The organism is Halorubrum sp. PV6, from assembly GCF_003990725.2.
Taxonomy (GTDB): Archaea; Halobacteriota; Halobacteria; order Halobacteriales; family Haloferacaceae; genus Halorubrum.
Genome location: NZ_CP030064.1, coordinates 501,575 through 518,867 on the forward strand (window position 1 = coordinate 501,575; position 17,293 = coordinate 518,867).

Below are 17,293 nucleotides of genomic sequence, written 5' to 3' on the forward strand. Positions count from 1 at the left end.
AACGGCGTATCCACGGACGTGAAACGGGAGACCCTCCTCGCGGTCGCGCTGGCCCTCCTCGCGGTCGTCGCGCTCGGCGTCGCCGCCGCGACGCTCGACTCGGCGGTCACCCTCGGCGGCGGCGGGTTCGGCGGCGCCGGGGGCGACGCGCCGAGCGCCGGCACCGACGCTGCCGACTCCGGGCTCTCGGCGTCGCCCGGCGGCGAGCTGTCGCTCGCGACCCGACCGATCTGCTATGCGTTCCTCGGTGAACCGCCGGCGCTTTTCGCGCTGTTCGCCGCGTTCGCCGCGCTCGCGGCGGTCGTCTACTGGGACACGCGCTCGTCGCTCGCGGCGGTCGCGACCACCGCCGCGATCGGCGCCCCGATCGGCGTCATCTGGTGGGGGTTGGCCACCTGCGGGTCGGCGTCTGAGAGCGAGCCGCTGACCTTCGGTATCGTCGGCGCGGCCGAGGGACTCCTCTCCGAGGGTGCGGCCGGCGGCGCGGGCCTCGGTAGCGGCGAGGGGGCGGCCACCGCGTCGGAACTGCTGTTCGTGGTTGTCGTGATCGCCGCCCTCGTCGCGAGCGTCGCCGTGTTGCTGCTCGCCGGCGGCGACGACGAGGCGACCGACGCGGCCCCGGCCGCTGACGACGACCCCGACGAGTCGCCGCCGGATCTCGCCGCGGTCGGACGGACCGCCGGGGCGGCCGCCGATCGGATCGAGTCGTCGGACGCCGACAACGAGGTGTACCGAGCCTGGCGCGACATGACGGCGGTCCTCGACGTCGACCGCCCCGCCTCCTCGACGCCCGCGGAGTTCGCGAGCGCCGCGGTCGCGGCCGGCGTCGAGGAGGAGCCGGTCGCCGCGCTCACGGACGTGTTCGAGCGCGTCCGATACGGCGGCGAGGCGCCGACCGCCGACCGAGAGCGGCGCGCGGTCGAGGCCTTACGCCGGATCGAACGGCGCCACGGCGACCCGAACGAGTCCGGGGGAGATCGGTAGTGCGCCTCGCCGCCCTCGCCGGCGTCGTCGCGGTCGCGGTCGGGTTCGTCGCCGTGGTGAACCGCTCGATCGCCGCCGCCATCGACCCCTCGGCGACCGTCGTCACGCTCGTCGGAGTGCTCGCCGTCGTCCAGGGGGTTCGATACGCGACCGAGCGCCGGGGTCGCGACCGGCGGATCGCCGCCCTCGGGGAGCCGGAGCGCCGGACGCCCGCGACCGTGCCCGGCACCGACCTCGACGAGCAGATCGCGCAGGCGACGAACGCCTCGATCGGCCGCCACTCCACCCGCCGGACGCTCCGCGAGCGAGTGCGGAGGGTCGCGGTCGCGGCCGTCGCTCGCACCCGGAACTGCCCGACGGCCGCGGCCGAGCGCGTCGTCGCGACGGGGGCGTGGACCGACGACCCGGCGGCGGTCGCGTTCTTCGACGACGACGCGGCCTACCCGGTCCGGGTCCGCCTCCGAGCCGCGGTTCGAGGGCGCTCGCGGTACCGGTACGGGCTCCGGGCCGCCGTCGACGCGATCGACCGGCTCGACGCGACCGACTCGGCTGGGGCAACCGACCCGGCCGACGCGGGCGCACCGCAGGGTACGACCGCCGAGTCGTCGGAGGCGACCCGATGACCGATACGTCGTCTGACGGCCCGCCGACTGAGGCGTCAGCGGACGGCCCGCCGACTGAGGCGTCAGCGGACGGCCCGCCGACTGAGGCGTCAGCGGACGGCCCGCCGACCGAGGCGTCAGCGGACGGCCCACCGACCGAACGGACCCACCGCAGACGAGCAGAGACGGAGCGCTGGCGCGGCGTCGCCGGCGTCGCCCTCGCGCTCGTCGGCGCGGGCGTGGTCACCAGACAGCCGGCGCTCGTGGTTGTCGGGGCGGTCGGCGTCGGCTACGCGGTGTACGCTCGGATCGGGTCGGCGCCCGCGGCGACGCTCGACCTCGAGCGACGCGTGAGCGACGACGACCCCGAACCGGGCGACGAGGTGGTCGTCACCGTCCGCGCCCGCAACGTCGGCGACGAGGCCATCCCGGACCTCCGGCTCGTCGACGGGGTCCCCCCCGGACTGGCCGTGGTCGACGGGCCGGCGCGGATCGCGACCGCGCTCCGACCGGGGGCGACGGCCGCCTTCGACTACACCGTCCGAGCGAGCCGCGGGGCCCACGAGTGGGAACCCGCGCTCGCGGTCACGCGGGACGCGGCGGGCACCGAAGAGCGGACCACCGCCCTTGCGACGCCGACGCGGATCGTCTGTACGCCGACGCTCTCGGCCGGCGGCGACCTCCCGCTGCGCGGGCTGACGACGGTGTCTCACGGCCGCCTCCCGACCGACATCGGGGGGTCCGGCGTGGAGTTCCACGCCACCCGCGAGTACCGCCGCGGCGACCCGGTCAAGCGAATCGACTGGAACCGGTGGGCGCGGACGGGCGACCTGGCGACGCTCGAACTCCGCGAGGAGCGGGCCGCGACCGTCGTCCTCCTGATCGACGCCCGCGAGTCGGCGTACGCCGCCAGCGACCCCGACGCCGACACCGCCGTCGAGGCGAGCGTCGAGGCCGCCCGGCAGGCGTTCTCCGCGCTGGTCGACGCCGGCGACCGGGTCGGTATCGCGGCGCTCGGCCCCCGCGACTGCTGGCTCTCGCCGGGGTCGGGGACGGCACACGCCGCCCGCGCCCGCGACACGCTGGCGACCGACCCCGCGCTGGCGCCGACGCCGAGCGACGGGTCGTTCTACCGGTCGCTGTGGCTCCGGCGGTTCCGGCGGCGACTGCCGGGCGACGCGCAGGTGCTCTTCTTCACCCCGCTTGTCGACGACGTGGCCGCGTCGCTCGCGCGTCGGATCGACGTCCACGGCCACCTCGTCACCGTCCTCTCACCGGACGTGACTACGGGCGGGACCCTCGGCCGGCGACTCGCCGCGTTCGAACGTCGCGAGCGACTCCGCAACCTCCGCGGGTCGGGGATCCGGGCTATCGAGTGGGGCGACCGGTCGTTCCCGGTCGCTGTCGCGCGCGCTACCGGGCGGTGGTCGCGGTGAGCCGACCGGAGCGGGACGACCGCCCCCCGACCGCCGCCGTCCTCGGCAGCCTCGTCGCCGGGTCGGTCGCGTCGCTGGCGGCGGCGCTCGCCGATCCCCTCGGCGGCGCGGTCGTGGGGCTCGCCGCGGTCGCCCTCCTCGCCGGCTCGCTCCGACGGGCGCATCGCCTCCTCTCGTGGGGCGTCGGCGTCGGCGTCGTCGGCCTCGTGGTCGCGGGGTACCGCGGCGGCGCGGTCGAGCCCCTGCTCGCGGCCGGCGTCGGGCTCGCGCTGGCGTGGGACCTCGCGGACCACGGGATCACCCTCGGCAGGCAGGTGGGACGCGAGGCCCGGACGCGCCGGAACGTCGCGGTCCACGCCGGGACGAACCTGCTCGCGGGCGGGCTCTCGGTCGCGGTCGTCTACGGCACCTACTTGACGGCGGCGGGGAACCAGCCGATCGCCGCGCTCGCGCTGCTGCTCTTCGGGGCGGTGGCGCTGGCGTCGGCGCTCCGGTGAGGACGCCTCGGCGACCCACCACCGATCGCGGACGCTTTTAAGCCCTCTCGCCGACGCTTCGGTATGCACCTCGAAGCGCCGGAGCCGACCGCCCGGACCGCCCAGCGTTCCCGTCTCGCCCGAACCGCCCCGGCCCCCTCGCTCTCCCGGCGGTGGTCCGCGTGACGGATCTCGTGACGTTCGGCGAGACGATGCTCCGGCTCTCGCCGCCGCGCGGCGAGCGACTGGAGACCACCGACAGCCTGGGCGTGCAGGCCGGCGGCGCAGAGAGCAACGTCGCGGTGGGCGCCGCGCGGCTCGGCGCCGACGCCGTCTGGCTCTCCAGGCTCCCGGACTCGCCGCTCGGGCGGCGGGTCGTCGGCGAACTCCGGAGCCACGGCGTCCGGATGGGCGTCTCGTGGGCCGACCCGGAGACGAGTCGGCTCGGCACGTACTACCTCGAACACGGCGGCGAGCCGCGCGGGACGAACGTGATCTACGACCGCGCGGACGCCGCGATCACCGCCGTCACGCCCGCGGAGCTCCCGACCGGAGCCTTAGAGGCGGCCGAGCGGTTCCACACCACGGGGATCACGCCAGCGCTCTCGGACCGGGCCGCCGAGACGACGACGGCCCTGCTCCGCGCCGCGGGCGAGGCCGGCGTGACGCGCTCGTTCGACCTCAACTACCGGGCGAAGCTCTGGGACCCCGCGACCGCCCGCGCCGCGTACGAAGACCTGTTCGAACACGTCGACACCCTCTTCGTCCCCCTGCGGGACGCTCGCGAGGTGTTAGGTCGCGAGGGCGGTGCAATCGACGTCGCCCACGGGCTCGCGTCGTCGTTCGACTTCGAGACGGTCGTCGTCACCCGCGGGACCGAGGGGGCCGTCGCCCTCCGGAACGGCGCGGTCCACGAGCAGGGCGTCTTCGAGGCCGACACCTTCGACGCGATCGGCACCGGCGACGCGTTCGTCGCCGGGTACCTGACGAAGCGGATCGACGGGGGGAGCGTGCCAGACGCCTTGGAGTGGGCCGCCGCGACCGCCGCGCTGAAGCGCACCGTCGACGGCGACCTCGCGGTGGTCACGCCCGACGACGTCGAGGGCGTCGTCGACGGCGCGGGTGGGATCGACCGGTAGATCGATTTATAAATAAACCGCGGTGGCGCGCTCCTCTGGGCGGGCGGGAACGAAGGCGCGTTCGCCTCCATCAGCCGTTTATAAGCGCTCGCCGTCGTAATACTCTTTTTCCACCCGTCGATCGAACAGCCGCGAGAGCAGCGTGGTCAGGGGGCCCGCGACGCCCTCGCCGTGGCCGTCGACCGCGATACCGTCCACCGTGGCGACCGGCCGGACCTCCCACGTCGAGTTGGTGAGGAACACCTCGTCGGCCTCGCGCACCGCGTCTGGCGCGTAGGTCCCCTCCTCGACCGGGATCCCCTCCTCCTCGGCGATCTCGATCACCGTGCGCCGCGTCACGCCGGGGAGGATCGGCCCGTCGAGCGAGGGCGTCTTGAGGGCGGTGCCGTCGGCGAAAAAGAGGTTCGCGGTCGCTCCCTCGGCGACGTTGCCCTCGGGGTCGAGCAGGAGTGCCTCGTCGGCGCCGGTCACGCGCAGTTCCAGTCGCGCGAGGATGCCGTTGAGGTAGTTGTGCGTCTTCGCGTCGGCCGGGAGCGCCCGCGAGGACGGCTTCCGGGTCTTCGTCGTCTGGAGCGCAGCGGGCCCGTCGTGGACCGGCTCGGAGCCGACGCCGCCGCGGGGGAGCGGCTTCGCGATCACGACGACGGTCGGGTCGACCTCGGGCTGTGGGTCGAGCGTGCCGGGCTGGACGCCGCGAGTGATCGAGAGTTTCAGGTAGGCGTCTTCGAAGTCGTTGGCCGCGAGCGTCTCGTCGACCCGCGATTTTAACGCCGTATCCGCGAGCCCGTGATCGAGCCCGAGCGTCTCGCAGGTGTCCGCGAGCCGCGCCGCGTGGTCGTCCCACCGAAAAACCTCGCCGCCGTACGCGCGCATCGTCTCGAAGGCGGCGTCGCCGTAGGCGAACCCGCGGTCCTCGACGGAGACGGTCGCCGCCGAGGCGGGCACCACCTCGCCGTCGACGTGGTACCGCGGCTCGTCGCCGTCGCCTTCAGACATCCTCACACACCTCCACGAAGTTCGCGACCATCGCCTTTCCCCGCGGCGTCAGGATGCTTTCCGGGTGGAACTGGACGCCGACGTGCGGCTTCTCGCGGTGGCGCACGCCCATGACGACCTCGCGTTCGTCCTCCGTGCGCGCGGTCTCGACCAGCTCGTCGGGGAGGTCCTCGCGCTCGACACAGAGCGAGTGGTACCGGCCGACGCGAAGCCGGTCGGGGAGACCGGCGAACACGCCCGCACCGTCGTGGGTGATAGTCGACGGTTTCCCGTGGACGACCTCCGGGGCGTGGCCCACCGGACTCCCACCGTGTGCACACAGCGCTTGGTGGCCGAGACAGACGCCGAACACGGGCCGGTCCAGCTCGAAGGCGTCGATCGACACCCCGGCCGCCGCGGGGGTCCCCGGCCCCGGCGAGACGACGACGCCGTCGGGGTCGAGGGCTCGAATCTCCTCGACGCCGACCGCGTCGTTGCGCCGCACCGCGACCGCGCCGGCGACCTCGCCGACGTACTGGACCAGGTTGTACGCGAACGAGTCGTAGTTGTCGACGACGAGGATCCGAACGTCCGAGTCGCCCGCGCCGGGCCGCCACCCGGCGGCCGCCCCCGTTGCCGCCCGGTCGGTCTCGTCGGTCATCGCTCCTCCTCCACGGCCATCCCGCCGGCCGCGAGCGCCTCGTCGACCGCGGTCACGAGGGCGCCGGCCTTCGCGAGCGTCTCCTCGTACTCGGCGTCCGGCTCGGAGTCGTGGACGATACCGGCGCCGACGCGCAGGTGGTACTCGGTCGCCCACCGGACCAGCGTCCGGATGACGATGTTGAGCGTCGCCCGGCCGTCGAAGCCGGCCGCGAGCATCGAGCCGGTGTAGGGGCCGCGCCGCGTCGCCTCCAGCTCGTCGATGATCTCCATCGTCCGGGGCTTCGGCGCGCCGGTGATCGTCCCGCCGGGGAAACACGCCGCGACGGCGTCCGCGAGCCCGACGTCGCGGTGCGCCTCTCCCTCCACCAGGCTCACGAGGTGCATCACCTCGCTGTACCGGTCCACCCGGCGGTACTCGGCCACGTCGACCGTGCCGAACCGGGAGACCTTCCCGAGGTCGTTGCGCTCTAAGTCGACGAGCATGGCGTGTTCCGCGCGCTCTTTCGCGTCGCCGGTGAGCTCCGCCTCCATCTCGGCGTCCTCTGCGGGGCTCTCGCCGCGCGGTCGGGTGCCGGCGATGGGCTCCGTCACGAGTCGCGCGCCGGCCTCGGCTGTCTCCTCGTCGCCACCTGTTTCGCCTGTTTCCTCGGCTGGAATCCGCTCTAAGAGCAACTCCGGGCTCGCGCTCACGAGGTCGACTCCGGTCGGCCGCCGCGAGAACTCGATCAGCCCGGAGTACGGCGCCGGGTTCACGCTCCTGAGGGCGTCGTACGCCTCGACGGGGTGGACCGCGGCCGGGGCGCGAAGCCGCTGTGAGACGTTCGCCTGGAAGGTGTCGCCGTCGCGGACGAACCCCTTCACCCGCCGGACCGCCTCCGCGTACGCCTCGCGGCCCGCGTCGCTCTCGAAGGTCGCCGTCTCGGCCTCCGGGTCGGGAGCCGGGCCGACCGCGGGGTCGCCGGACTCGATCCGATCGATCAGCGCGCCCGCCCGCGCCGCCCCGTCGTCGAACAGCGCGTCGAGCGCGTCGCGGTCGCCCGCGGGGTCGTCGAGCCCCTCGGGCACGCGCGGGCAGGCCGTCACCCGGAGTGTGACGGGCTCGCCGCTCCCCGACGAAACCGGGCACTCCCACGCCGCCACGCGGTCGAACAGGCCCACCGCGAGCCGGGGGAGCCCTCGGTCGTCGACCGCGCCCGGACCCGCCGGCGCCGACGCCGGGAACGTCTCCAGTTCGCGGGCCACGTCATACGAGAGCCACCCGAACGCGCCGCAGGGGTAGGGGACCGCACAGTCGCCGCGCGCGAGGGTCTCGCCGTCGAGTCGGCCCTCCAAGGCCGCGAGCGTGGGGCTCGGGCGTCGGTAGTCGCCGGTGTCGGCCTCGTGCGTCGCCATCGCCGCCTCGTCGGAGACGGTGAGTCGCTCGACCGGGTCGACGCCGAAGTACCCCCAGCCGGGCTGGCCGCCGGTGGTCTCATAACAGAAGCCGCCGGGGCCGTCGCGAGCGCGCCGGTAGGCCGCGAAGGGGTCGTCGACGGCGACCCGGCGCTCGACCGGGACGCGGGCGCCCGCGGGCGCCGCGGCGGCGACCTCGCGGAATCGGTCCCGGTCGGTGTGTACCGATCGCTGCATGTCTCCCGGTTCGGCGGCGCGGACGAAACAGTTGCGGTCGGGGGGCTCAGAACTCGCCGGCGCGGTCGATCCACGTCGCGGCCCGCTTTTCGCCGACGCTCGTTCCCTCGGCGACCGCCTCGGCGTCGGCCGCCGCGAGGTCCGCGACGGTCTCGATGCCGATGTCGGCGAGTCGCTCGGCGTAGGCCGGGCCGATTCCCTTTATCTCCTCGACGCCGACGCCCGACTCCGCGGCGGGTGCATCGCTCTCGTCGTCGGCTACTTCCTCGCTCTCCGCGGCGGCCGGCTCGTCGTCGGCCGCTTCCTCGGTCTCGTCTGCGAGTTCGGTCTCGTCGGCCGACTCGTCGTCAGCAGGCTCGGCCGCCTCGTCATCGGCCGCCTCGTCGTCGATAGGCTCGTCATCGATCGACTCACTCTCGTCGCCCGCGTCCTCCGCTTCGTCTTCGGCGGCGGGGGTTTCCTCGACTGCCGCCTCGTCCGCGTCCTCGTCGTCGCCCGCGTCGGAGCGCTCGGACTCGCGTTCGACGGTCACTTCCGGGTCTGTCTCCTCGCGCTCTGCGGGGTCGCTCCCGATGCCGAGTTTCGCTTTGATCTTCTGTAGTAGGGCCATTACGCGAAGGTACGACCGTGGGATATTTAAAAGCCGTCGCCGCCGCGAAACGCCTCGCCGCGTCGCGTCCGGCTGCCGCCCGCTCCCGGCGAGGCCGTCCCGCCGGCTTATAAGCGTCACCGGCGCGAACGACCGGCATGGACGCTCTCAATCCGGTGATGTGGTCGGTCCACGTCGGCTTCGCGGTGCTGTGGACCGGCAGCGTGTTCTTCGTCGCGACGGCGGTGCTTCCCCCCGCGCTCCGCGGCGAAATCGACGGCGACGCGCTCGGCTCGATGGTCGACCGACTCCGGTGGATCACCCGTATCGCCGCGCTCGCGTTCCTCGCCTCCGGCGGCCACATGGCCGGCACCCTCTACACGGTCGAGTCGCTCACGAGCACCGGCCGCGGTCACCTCGTCTTGACGATGATCGGCCTGTGGTTCCTGATAACCGGCCTCGTTGAGGCCGGCAGCGGGAAACTCACAGACGGTCTCGACGCCGGCAAACTCCGCGAGCCGGCCCGCGACGCGAAACCCTTCTTCTACGGCGCCGCCGGGCTCTCGGTGGCGCTCGTCGTGACGGCCGGCCTCCTCGCGAGCCCGACGCTGCTGTAACTCGGTTGCGGCCCGCGACCGCGCCCGACTACTCCAACTCCGCCCGCAGCGCGGCGTTCATCGCCTCCACGGGCGCGTCGGCGCCGGTCCAGATCTCGAACGCTTCCATCCCCTGAAACAGCAGCATCCACGCGCCGTCTATCGTCGTCGCGCCGGCTTCGGCCGCCTCCCGGAGGAGCCGCGTCTCGATGGGCGCGTACACGGCGTCGAGGACGGCGAGGTCGCCGTGGAGGTGGTCGGCCGGCACCGGCGTCGTCTCGGGGGCGTCCATCCCCACGCTGGTCGCGTTGACCAACACGTCGGCGCCGGCGACGCGCTCGCCGAGGTCGTCGAGGCCGGAGCCGGTTGCGCCGGGGACCGCCTCGGCGAGTTCGACCGCTCGCTCGGCGGTGCGGTTCGCGACGTGGATCGCCGCGCCCGCGTCGGCCAGCGCGAACGCGGCCGCCCGCCCCGCGCCGCCGGCTCCGACCACGACCGCCTCTCGTCCGTCCAACTCCACGCCGTGGTGGGCGAACGCGCGTTTCACGCCCGCGGCGTCGGTGTTGTGGCCGCGGGGGCGGTCGGCGTCGCCGGACCGGACCGGCTCGAAATCGACCGTGTTGACCGCGCCGATCCGCTCGGCGAGCGGCGCGGGGTCGACCGCCGTCAGCGCGTCCTGTTTAAAAGGGACCGTGACGTTGAGCCCGGCGACGCCGAGCGCGCCGGCGCCCTCGATGGCGGCGACGGCGTCGTCCGGGGCCGGCTCGAACGTCAGGTAGCGCGCGTCGATTCCAAGCGTCCCGTAGCCGGCCTCGTGCATCGGCGGCGACAGCGAGTGGCCGACCGGGTTCCCGATCAGTCCGTACACGTCCATGCCCGCTCAGGCGGCCGCGACCGACTAAAGCGGCGTGGTCGGTCGGACGCGTCACTTGCCGTCCGTCTCTCGGTCCGTGTCGATCACGTCTTCGAGCGTCTCCGTGCCCACGTCGCTCGCGAGTTTGACGCCCACGAGCGACACCACGATGCCGCCGACGATGAACGCCGTGAGCTGCTGGACCGGACTGACGGTGAGACTCCCCATCTCGAACGCGGGAAGGATCGACTCCTGTGCGAGAAAGTAGCCGGCGAACCCGCGGACGACGAGCGCGACCGCGGCGATGACGAAGGGGAGGTTGAGGTACGGGGTGCGAATGCCCTCGTCGCGGATCAGCTCGTCGAGCAGTCGCCCGACCGCCGCGGTCACACCGGCCACGGCGAACCACGGGACCGCGGTGTAGACGAACTCGACCGCCTCCACCAGCGCCGGCGTGTCGGTTAATCCCGACGCGGCGAGGAAGCCGAAGAAGCCGCCGACCAGCGCGAGTCCGCCCGCGACCACGTACGTCACGATCGACACCTGCCCGGCGTACAGCGCCTCGCGTATCCGCTCCGGCATCCCCGCGACGGCGCGGTCGATCGCGAGTCCCTTATAAAGGAGCGCCCCGCCGAGCAGCCCGGCGACGCCCGCGATCGCCTCGCCGGCGGAGAACCAGTAGAACAGCGCGGGCACCAAGAGGAGCGCGATCCCGAACGGGACGAGGATCGTCGATCGGAGCTGCTCGTCGGCGAGGAACTGCTTGAGCAGGTAGTAGGTCGATTCGATGTCGCGGGCCTGCCGCACCACCACCCGGTCGACCGAGTCGACGGGAATACGCGACTCCACGATCGGGAGGACCCGCTCGTCTTCGGCCGAGTCGACGACGACGATGGCGGCTCGGGGGTCGTAGCGGTCAACGAGGTCGTCGAGCTGGGCGGCGATCGAGCGGTCGGCGCCGACCGCGCTGTCGCTTTCCGCCGAGACGACCGCGACGACCGACTCCTCGCGCTCGTCGCGGAGGTCGCGAGCGACTCGCAGCGATTCGAGCAGACAGTTGACGCTGGCGTCTTCGGGGTCGCTCAGGCCCGCGTCGGTGACGAGCGAGCGGACCGCTTCCCAGCCGGCGACCGGCATCGGGACGTTCGTGGCCCGGCCGATCGCCCCGGAGCGGTCGATACAGATGACCAGCGTCGTCACGTGCCGACACTCGATCCGACCGGATAAAAAGTTCCCCGTCGCTCACCGTCACCCGAGGCCGTCGCCGCTCACCGCAGTTCGATGTCCACGTCGCCGCCCTCGTTCGTGAACACGCTCGCGACGCCGCTGCCGGCCGCGAAGGCGACGCGCTCGGCGCCGATGCCGAGCCGCTCCGCCAGCCCCCGCTCGGGCGTGAACTCGCGAATCTCGGGCTCGGCGTCGATCAGTTCCGCGAGTCGGTCTTCCACGTCGTCCTCCGTCCCGAGCTCGTCGACGAGGCCGATTTCGGCGGCGTCGGTCCCGAGGTACACCCGCGCTTCGGTTTCCCGGATCGCGTCCGGGTCCATGTCTCGCCCCTCGCTGACGGTCTCGACGAACTGCTCGTAGTAGCCGTCGATGATCCCCTGGAGGTACTCGCGCTCCTCCTCTTCGATCTCGCGGAGCGGCACCCCGGCGTCTTTGTACTCGCCGGCGGTGAACTGCTCGTAGGAGATGCCGAGCTTGTCGGCCAGCCCGGCCGCGTTCGGGCGAGAGCCGACGACGCCGATGGAGCCGACGAGGCTCGCGTCGCGCGCCCACAGCTCGTCGCAGCCGCTCGCGATCCAGTAGCCGCCGGACGCGCAGGTGTCGGTGGCGTACGCCAGCGTCGGGCCGTCGAAGTCGGCCGCCGCGCGCCGGATGTCGTCGCTCGGGAGCACCTCGCCGCCCGGCGTGTTGAGCTCGACGACGAGCGCCGCCGCGTCCTCGTCGTCGTCGGCCGCCTCGATCTGCTCGACCACGTCGTCGGCGGTCGTCCCGCCGGGGCCCGAGAGCGGCGAGGGACGACCGCTGTTGCGCCGGATCGGTCCGGAGACGCGTACCTTCGCGACGTTGTACTCCTCGCTCTCGCCGAACCGCCCGCGGGTGAGCCGCGAGACGATTCGCCCGCCCGCCACCGTCGCCGTCGCGCCGACCACGGCGGCCGCGAGGAGAGCCCGCCCGTCCGACCGCGCATCGCTTGCCATACCGTCGAATGGAGGCCCGGCGGTTTATATGCTATCGCTGCGGGCGTCGGCGGGGCCGTCGCTGGGGACTTTGCGAAAACCGCAACCGCAGAGGAAAATTGGCGTCCGAACTTACAGCAGGCCGGTCTTCTGGAGCTTCATCAGGTCCTCGGTGTCGAGGGTCTCGCCCTCCTTGAACTTCTGATAGATCTCCTCGGCTTCCTCCTTCTCCTCTTCGCGCTTCTCGGCGCGCTCGTCTTTGCGCTCCTTCTCCTCTTCCTTGTCGAGCTCGCGCAGGCGCTTCTGGACGCGCACGAAGTCCTCGTGGTGCTGGTCGGCGGCCTCTTGGGCCTCGACGAACAGCTCGTGCATCTCGTCGGCCTCGTCGCGGATGTCGTCGGCCTCGCGGTAGGCCTCGATCATCTGGTTGTGGTGTTCCTGGGCCTTGTCCGCGAGCTCCGTCACCTTCTGGTGGTGCTGGGACGCCTCGGACCGAACCTCCTCGGCCTCCTCGACAAGGTCGTCGAGCTCGCTGGTGTCGTCGACCTTCTCTTTCTTCTCGGCGAGCTTCTCGCGCTTCTCGTCGATCTTTTCGATGAGTTCGCGCTCGTCCTCGGCGTCGAGAACCTCCGTCTGCTGGCGGAATTCGAGGTCTTCGATCTCGGATTCGAGCTCCTCGATGGACTTGCCGGAGCCGAGCTCCATGTCCTGTTTGAGCTCCTCGACCTCGTCGAACAGCTCGTTGGCGTCGGCGTTGAGCTCGTTGCGCTTGTCCTTGTGTTCCTGGACCTGCTCGTTGAGCTCGTCGCGCTTCTCGCGGTGTTCCTGGGCCTCGTCGACCTTCTCGCGCGTCTTCGCGTTGAGGTCGTCGCGCTTGGAGGCGCGCTCGGAGGCCATCTGGTTCAGCTCGTTGCGTCGGTCTCGCAGCTGTCCGGCGCGTTTGATGAGCTGGCCCTTCGACCCGTTCTCAAGGTCGTCCTCAGAAAGGTCCACGTTGTCCGCTCCGTCCATCGCCTCGATATCGTACTGTTCGATGACTTCTTCTTTCGTTACCATTTTTTATCTCTCCATCACCGCTCCGGGGGTAGCGGGCGCTCGCCACTGTGCGTCAAGCCGTACACAAGAGCTCCCGTTCATTTCAGCGTGCGATCCCACCAGCGCCGGAGGCGTTCTGGTATCAAACGATACCGCAGGCCGACATATAAATACTTCGGTGGATCGGGTGTAAGACGGTAGCACGGGCCGTCTACTCCCCGATCCGTGATCACCGATCACATACCAACCCGTCAGTAGCGAGCCGACAACCGACCGCTCGCAGGTCACGCCGCCGCGCAGCCCGACGCGTTCACGACTCACCCCGCCGACTCGCCAACCGCGTACGAGAGCACGATACCGTCGTCGAGCCGCTCGGTGTCGACTAATTCGAGCCGCGGGAACGACTCCGTGAACCCCTCGCCGTCGGCGAGCGTCGGGGCGTCGCGCCCGCCGATAACCATCGAGCCGACGTAGAGGTGTAGCTCGTCGACAAGACCGGCGTCGAAACACGAGTAGATGATCTCGCCGCCGCCCTCGATCATCAGCCGGCCGACGCCCCGCGCTGCGAGCGCGTCGACGCCGGCCGCGAGGTCGACGTGGTCGCCCCTGGACCCCCCCTTCCCGGTCGGCTCATCGACCACCACCACCTCCGCGCCGGCGTCGGCGAGGGCCTCGCGCCGGGCGTTGGGCGCCGCCTCGGAGACGAGCAGGTAGGTCGTCGCGGCGTCGTCGAGAATGCGGGCGTCGGTCGGGGTGCGCCCGGTCGAGTCGACGACGACGCGAGCGGGGTTGCCGGCGCGTCCGTTTCGCAGGCGTTCGACGCGCCGGGCCTCCTCGTCGAGCGTGAGGTGCGGGTCGTCCGCGAGGACGGTCCCGACCCCGACCAACACCGCGTCCGCGGCCGCCCTGACCCGGTCGACGCGGTCGAAGTCCTCCGCGCCGGAGATCCGTAGCTGCTCCCGGCGACGCGTCGCGAGTTTCCCGTCGACGCTCTGTGCGGCGTTGACGACGACGTGCATACGAGCCGGTCGTACGGGCGGGAAATGGTCGTTTCGGTCGCGGCGGTCGACGTCTCACTCGGTCGCCCACAGCCCCGCCGCCACGACCGCCGCGAGCGCGAGCGCGGCGGCGAGCAGCCCGAACGCGAGCCGAAACCCGGTCGCGTCGGCCACGGCGCCGACCGTCGCGGGGGCGAGCGCCCCGGCGCCCATCAGCAGGGTCCGAGTCACGCCGAGGCCACCCCCCGCGAGCCGCTCGGGGAGCGCCTCGACCAGGTACGCGCCCCGAACCGGGCGGAACCCGTGCGATCCGAGCCCGAAGGCGACGACGAGGGCCCCCAGAACGACGGGCCCGGAGCCGGCGCCGGCGACGACGCCGACGAGGGCCGCCGCCGCGAGCGAGAGGGCCGCGACCATCACTGGGAACCGCCCGAGCCGGTCGGAGAGGTCGCCGGAGACGAGTTGGACGAACGTGACCGCGAACAGCCCCGAATAGAGCAGGTTCGCGGTCGCGGTCGACAGGTCGGCCGCCCGCGAGAGGTACAGCGGGAGGAAGGCAACCGCCCCGTTGTAGGCGAACGAGAAGGCGATCGTCGCGAGGACGAACGCCGCCAGCCGGCGGTCCTCGAACAGCCCGAGGTAGTCGCGCGCGCTCGGCTCCGGCCCCTCGCGCTCCGGCCCGCGGTCGGTGCCCTCCGGGAGTCGCTTTGGGACGTGTCCGACGAAGACCGCGGCGAGCCCGATCGCGGCGGCGCCCGTGACGACGAACAGCCCGCGCCAGTCCGCGCCCGGCAGCCGCGAGAGCATCGCTTCGAGCGCCGGCGGCGCGGCGAGAACGAGGGTGACGGCCGCCGGCGCCGCGACGCCGCCGAGCGCGCCGAACGTGTCGTAGGCGCCGAGCGCGCGTCCGGTCCGCGCCGGGTACATCCGCGAGAGCAGCCGCACCGCGACCGTCTTGTGCGCGCCCGTCCCCGCGCCGATCACGAGCATCGCGACCGCCAGCACCGCAAAGGGGGTGTCGAAGAGCAGCGCGAGGGCGCCCGCACCCGCCACGGCCGCCCCGGTCGCGATCACCCGGACCGCGCCGACCCGGTCGGCGACGGCGCCGCTCGGGAACTGCAGCAGGGCGTAGACGGCCATGAATCCCGAGAACGCCGCGCCGACGGCGGCGTTGCTCACGCCGTAGCTCGCCTGTAGCGGCTCGAAGAGCGGGGGGAACGCGTACCGCACGAATTTCCCGAGAAACCAGACCAGCGACGTGAGCACTAGCACGTCGTACTCCCTGGCCCGCCCGAGGTTCATCGCTCGTGGCTACCCCGGTGACGGTTATAAATGACCGGCTCTGTTGGAATGGCGGTGTCCAGATACGGATCGAACGGTGAATCGGTGCGTTTTCAAAGCGATTCCCAACCGATTACTTGACGACTGACTCTGGACCCCGCGCAAACGGCAGATGGCGAAAACTGCGAGCGAGCAGAGTGGGTAGTTCACCTCCCGGCACCGGCGTCAGTAGTATCCGAGCGCCGCGAGCTGTTCTTTGGCTTGCTCAGTGGCCTGTCGACCGCCCATCGGCTCTCTGACGCCAGCCTCGGGAGCGTCGAACGCGCCGGTGACCGCTGTCGGATCGATCTCTCGAAGCAGCCTGAAATCACCCGCCCCGGAGATGGACGCCTCCAACCCCTCGTCGCCCCAGTGATATCGCTTGCGAACCGCTCTCCCCTCCTCGTTCGTGTAGACGGCGTGGCTCGCGGCCGTAAATGGGGTGACGTCTCCGCAAGCATCTTCGAACCGATCACGCAGATCCGCGGTGACTGGCTGTTTTGACGATACCACTCGCTCCGTGGCGAATGCAGCTCCCGACGGATCGCCGTCCACGTACGCCTCAACCACAGCTGGGAACTGAGTCAGTGCGGCCGGCTCGTGACACATCTCCCCCGCCGTGCCGCCAGGCGGCCGAACAAGGAGTGGGACGTGAAGCAGTTCCTCGTGCATCGGGATGATGTGCGAGACGGCATTCGGTTCGTCGGGCAGACGGCCGGGCTCACCGAATCCGTCGCCGTGATCGCCGCAGACGACGACGAGGGTGTCGTCGAGTTCGCCGCGTTGCCGGAGTGTTTCGATCGTCCGCTTGGCGACGGCGTCGGCCTGCCGTATTCCGCCATCGTAGAGGGATTCGAGCCCGGCAAGACGCCAGTACGGATGTGTATCGCCATAGAACTGCCACTCCCAACGAACATCGAGGTCCGCCTGCAGCTGTCGGGCCTGCTCGTCGCCCCACATATCATACTCTTCGCGCGGTTCGAACGGTCGGTGGCTGTCCATCACGTTGAGACACGCCGCCCACTCTCCGTCCTGCTCGGCCGTCCAGTCGAGCAGCTGGTCGGCATAGTAAAACCCGTCGGGGCCAGGGTTGAGCGACGCCGTGTCGTACGTTTCGTCATACTCGTCCGGGACCCCTGTGACCGTCTCAAAACACTCCTGAATTCCCGAGCTGCGACCGTTCAGAAACCCGTTTTCGGTGAACAGACCGGTCTCGTACCCGGCCTCGGCGAGCGACTCGAAGACGGTGTTGCCCGGACGGAGCCTGTCGTGGACAGTCAGCCTGTGCTCGTGGGCTTCGAAGCCGGTGAAAATGCTCACGTGGCTCGGTAGCGACCAGTTCGACGGTGCTCGAGCCTGGGTGTATGTGATCGATTCCGCTGCGAGTGACTCCAAGAACGGCGTTGTGGGACGGGCAGCGCCGTACAGCGAGCAGTTCTTCGCACGGACCGAATCCAACACAACGAGCAATACGTTCGGTGATTCATCACGTCCCATACCTCGGGTGACGGTCGACGCCTATTCATTCTTATCAAATATTATATATTATGACACCGTTTCTATCCCGACCCGTCCGGAGCGCTATCGAGAGAACCAGAGCGCGCTGAAGCAGTCCACGGTTCGAGATCACACGCGTCAGTTGGCCTCCGGAATTAGCGCTCTGTCAATATAACTGACGCCCGCGGAGCGAAGCGGAGTACCACGGCGTAGACTTGAACTATATATTCCACTAGTGGACTTCTGACGCTTCTATTCTCCTATTATAAGCGTTCAAGGGGCGGTCGCCGAATCACTCTATTGAGTAAGAGATGACCA

17 protein-coding genes are annotated in these 17,293 nt (G+C 71.2%); 6 read left to right on the forward strand and 11 right to left on the reverse strand.

Going from position 1 to position 17,293, the window contains the following annotated elements; all coding sequences use genetic code 11:
* Positions 1-18: 18 nt before the first annotated feature.
* From DOS48_RS16215 to kdgK1, 5 genes are all read left to right on the forward strand, one after another.
* Positions 19-984, forward strand: coding sequence for a DUF4129 domain-containing protein (locus DOS48_RS16215; RefSeq protein WP_127116744.1), 966 nt, complete (start codon positions 19-21; stop codon positions 982-984).
* Positions 984-1,607 (forward strand): hypothetical protein, encoded by a 624-nt coding sequence (locus DOS48_RS16220; RefSeq protein WP_244629356.1) that lies wholly within the window; start codon positions 984-986, stop codon positions 1,605-1,607. Before DOS48_RS16215 ends, DOS48_RS16220 begins: the two co-directional genes overlap by 1 nt.
* Entirely contained in the window at positions 1,604-3,022 is a 1,419-nt protein-coding gene (locus tag DOS48_RS16225; protein ID WP_168654227.1) for a DUF58 domain-containing protein, read from the forward strand. The genes DOS48_RS16220 and DOS48_RS16225 overlap by 4 nt, the downstream gene beginning before the upstream one ends.
* On the forward strand, positions 3,019-3,519 hold the full coding sequence (locus tag DOS48_RS16230) for a hypothetical protein (protein WP_394353601.1): 501 nt from the start codon (positions 3,019-3,021) through the stop codon (positions 3,517-3,519). The genes DOS48_RS16225 and DOS48_RS16230 overlap by 4 nt, the downstream gene beginning before the upstream one ends.
* A gap of 152 nt (positions 3,520-3,671) precedes the next feature.
* On the forward strand, positions 3,672-4,637 hold the full coding sequence (gene kdgK1, locus DOS48_RS16235) for a bifunctional 2-dehydro-3-deoxygluconokinase/2-dehydro-3-deoxygalactonokinase (RefSeq protein ID WP_210755395.1): 966 nt from the start codon (positions 3,672-3,674) through the stop codon (positions 4,635-4,637).
* A gap of 78 nt (positions 4,638-4,715) precedes the next feature.
* Here the strand turns inward: kdgK1 and DOS48_RS16240 are convergent, their stop codons facing one another.
* Genes DOS48_RS16240 through DOS48_RS16255 form a run of 4 tightly spaced genes read right to left on the reverse strand, consistent with a single transcriptional unit; the run spans position 4,716 to position 8,514 of the window.
* A complete protein-coding gene (locus DOS48_RS16240) occupies positions 4,716-5,633 on the reverse strand; it encodes an aminotransferase class IV (RefSeq protein WP_127116747.1) in 918 nt (305 codons plus the stop codon).
* Positions 5,626-6,273 (reverse strand): aminodeoxychorismate/anthranilate synthase component II, encoded by a 648-nt coding sequence (locus DOS48_RS16245; protein ID WP_127116748.1) that lies wholly within the window; start codon positions 6,271-6,273, stop codon positions 5,626-5,628. The genes DOS48_RS16240 and DOS48_RS16245 overlap by 8 nt, the downstream gene beginning before the upstream one ends.
* Positions 6,270-7,904 carry an anthranilate synthase component I family protein gene (locus DOS48_RS16250; RefSeq protein WP_127116749.1) on the reverse strand — a complete coding sequence of 545 codons (1,635 nt, stop codon included), beginning with the start codon at positions 7,902-7,904 and terminating at the stop codon, positions 6,270-6,272. The genes DOS48_RS16245 and DOS48_RS16250 overlap by 4 nt, the downstream gene beginning before the upstream one ends.
* A 46-nt stretch (positions 7,905-7,950) precedes the next feature.
* Positions 7,951-8,514, reverse strand: a complete 564-nt coding sequence (locus DOS48_RS16255) for a helix-hairpin-helix domain-containing protein (RefSeq protein WP_127116750.1) — start codon at positions 8,512-8,514, stop codon at positions 7,951-7,953.
* A gap of 137 nt (positions 8,515-8,651) precedes the next feature.
* On the opposite strand from DOS48_RS16255, the gene DOS48_RS16260 reads away from it, so the two are divergent.
* On the forward strand, positions 8,652-9,110 hold the full coding sequence (locus tag DOS48_RS16260; protein WP_127116751.1) for a transporter: 459 nt from the start codon (positions 8,652-8,654) through the stop codon (positions 9,108-9,110).
* Positions 9,111-9,138: 28 nt separating this feature from the next.
* Here DOS48_RS16260 and DOS48_RS16265 read toward each other — a convergent pair whose 3' ends face one another.
* From DOS48_RS16265 to DOS48_RS16295, 7 genes are all read right to left on the reverse strand, one after another.
* Positions 9,139-9,963, reverse strand: a complete 825-nt coding sequence (locus DOS48_RS16265) for a shikimate dehydrogenase (protein ID WP_127116752.1) — start codon at positions 9,961-9,963, stop codon at positions 9,139-9,141.
* Between the two features lie 51 nt (positions 9,964-10,014).
* Positions 10,015-11,142, reverse strand: a complete 1,128-nt coding sequence (locus DOS48_RS16270) for a DUF373 family protein (protein ID WP_127116753.1) — start codon at positions 11,140-11,142, stop codon at positions 10,015-10,017.
* 68 nt (positions 11,143-11,210) lie between these two features.
* A complete protein-coding gene (gene sppA / locus DOS48_RS16275) occupies positions 11,211-12,146 on the reverse strand; it encodes a signal peptide peptidase SppA (protein WP_127116754.1) in 936 nt (311 codons plus the stop codon).
* 111 nt (positions 12,147-12,257) lie between these two features.
* Positions 12,258-13,181, reverse strand: coding sequence for a coiled-coil protein (locus tag DOS48_RS16280; RefSeq protein WP_127116755.1), 924 nt, complete (start codon positions 13,179-13,181; stop codon positions 12,258-12,260).
* 296 nt (positions 13,182-13,477) lie between these two features.
* Positions 13,478-14,179: a 2,5-diamino-6-(ribosylamino)-4(3H)-pyrimidinone 5'-phosphate reductase gene (locus tag DOS48_RS16285; RefSeq protein ID WP_127116756.1), complete on the reverse strand. Its 702-nt coding sequence runs from the start codon at positions 14,177-14,179 to the stop codon at positions 13,478-13,480.
* A gap of 54 nt (positions 14,180-14,233) precedes the next feature.
* Positions 14,234-15,460, reverse strand: coding sequence for an MFS transporter (locus DOS48_RS16290; protein WP_127116757.1), 1,227 nt, complete (start codon positions 15,458-15,460; stop codon positions 14,234-14,236).
* Positions 15,461-15,664: 204 nt separating this feature from the next.
* The gene (locus DOS48_RS16295) at positions 15,665-16,975 is read right to left on the reverse strand and encodes a sulfatase (RefSeq protein ID WP_127116758.1); all 1,311 of its coding nucleotides are present in this window, start codon (positions 16,973-16,975) and stop codon (positions 15,665-15,667) included.
* Between the last annotated feature and the right edge of the window lie 318 nt (positions 16,976-17,293).

Excerpts from the sequence above, each read along its gene's own strand:
- DOS48_RS16295 (WP_127116758.1), bottom strand. The coding sequence starts at position 16,975 with ATGGGACGTGATGAATCACCGAACGTATTGCTCGTTGTGTTGGATTCG.
- DOS48_RS16285 (WP_127116756.1), bottom strand. The coding sequence starts at position 14,179 with ATGCACGTCGTCGTCAACGCCGCACAGAGCGTCGACGGGAAACTCGCG.
- DOS48_RS16240 (WP_127116747.1), bottom strand. The coding sequence starts at position 5,633 with ATGTCTGAAGGCGACGGCGACGAGCCGCGGTACCACGTCGACGGCGAG.
- sppA (WP_127116754.1), bottom strand. The coding sequence starts at position 12,146 with ATGGCAAGCGATGCGCGGTCGGACGGGCGGGCTCTCCTCGCGGCCGCC.
- DOS48_RS16280 (WP_127116755.1), bottom strand. The coding sequence starts at position 13,181 with ATGGTAACGAAAGAAGAAGTCATCGAACAGTACGATATCGAGGCGATG.
- DOS48_RS16255 (WP_127116750.1), bottom strand. The coding sequence starts at position 8,514 with ATGGCCCTACTACAGAAGATCAAAGCGAAACTCGGCATCGGGAGCGAC.
- DOS48_RS16260 (WP_127116751.1), top strand. The coding sequence starts at position 8,652 with ATGGACGCTCTCAATCCGGTGATGTGGTCGGTCCACGTCGGCTTCGCG.
- DOS48_RS16245 (WP_127116748.1), bottom strand. The coding sequence starts at position 6,273 with ATGACCGACGAGACCGACCGGGCGGCAACGGGGGCGGCCGCCGGGTGG.
- DOS48_RS16225 (WP_168654227.1), top strand. The coding sequence starts at position 1,604 with ATGACCGATACGTCGTCTGACGGCCCGCCGACTGAGGCGTCAGCGGAC.
- DOS48_RS16290 (WP_127116757.1), bottom strand. The coding sequence starts at position 15,460 with ATGAACCTCGGGCGGGCCAGGGAGTACGACGTGCTAGTGCTCACGTCG.
- DOS48_RS16265 (WP_127116752.1), bottom strand. The coding sequence starts at position 9,963 with ATGGACGTGTACGGACTGATCGGGAACCCGGTCGGCCACTCGCTGTCG.
- DOS48_RS16250 (WP_127116749.1), bottom strand. The coding sequence starts at position 7,904 with ATGCAGCGATCGGTACACACCGACCGGGACCGATTCCGCGAGGTCGCC.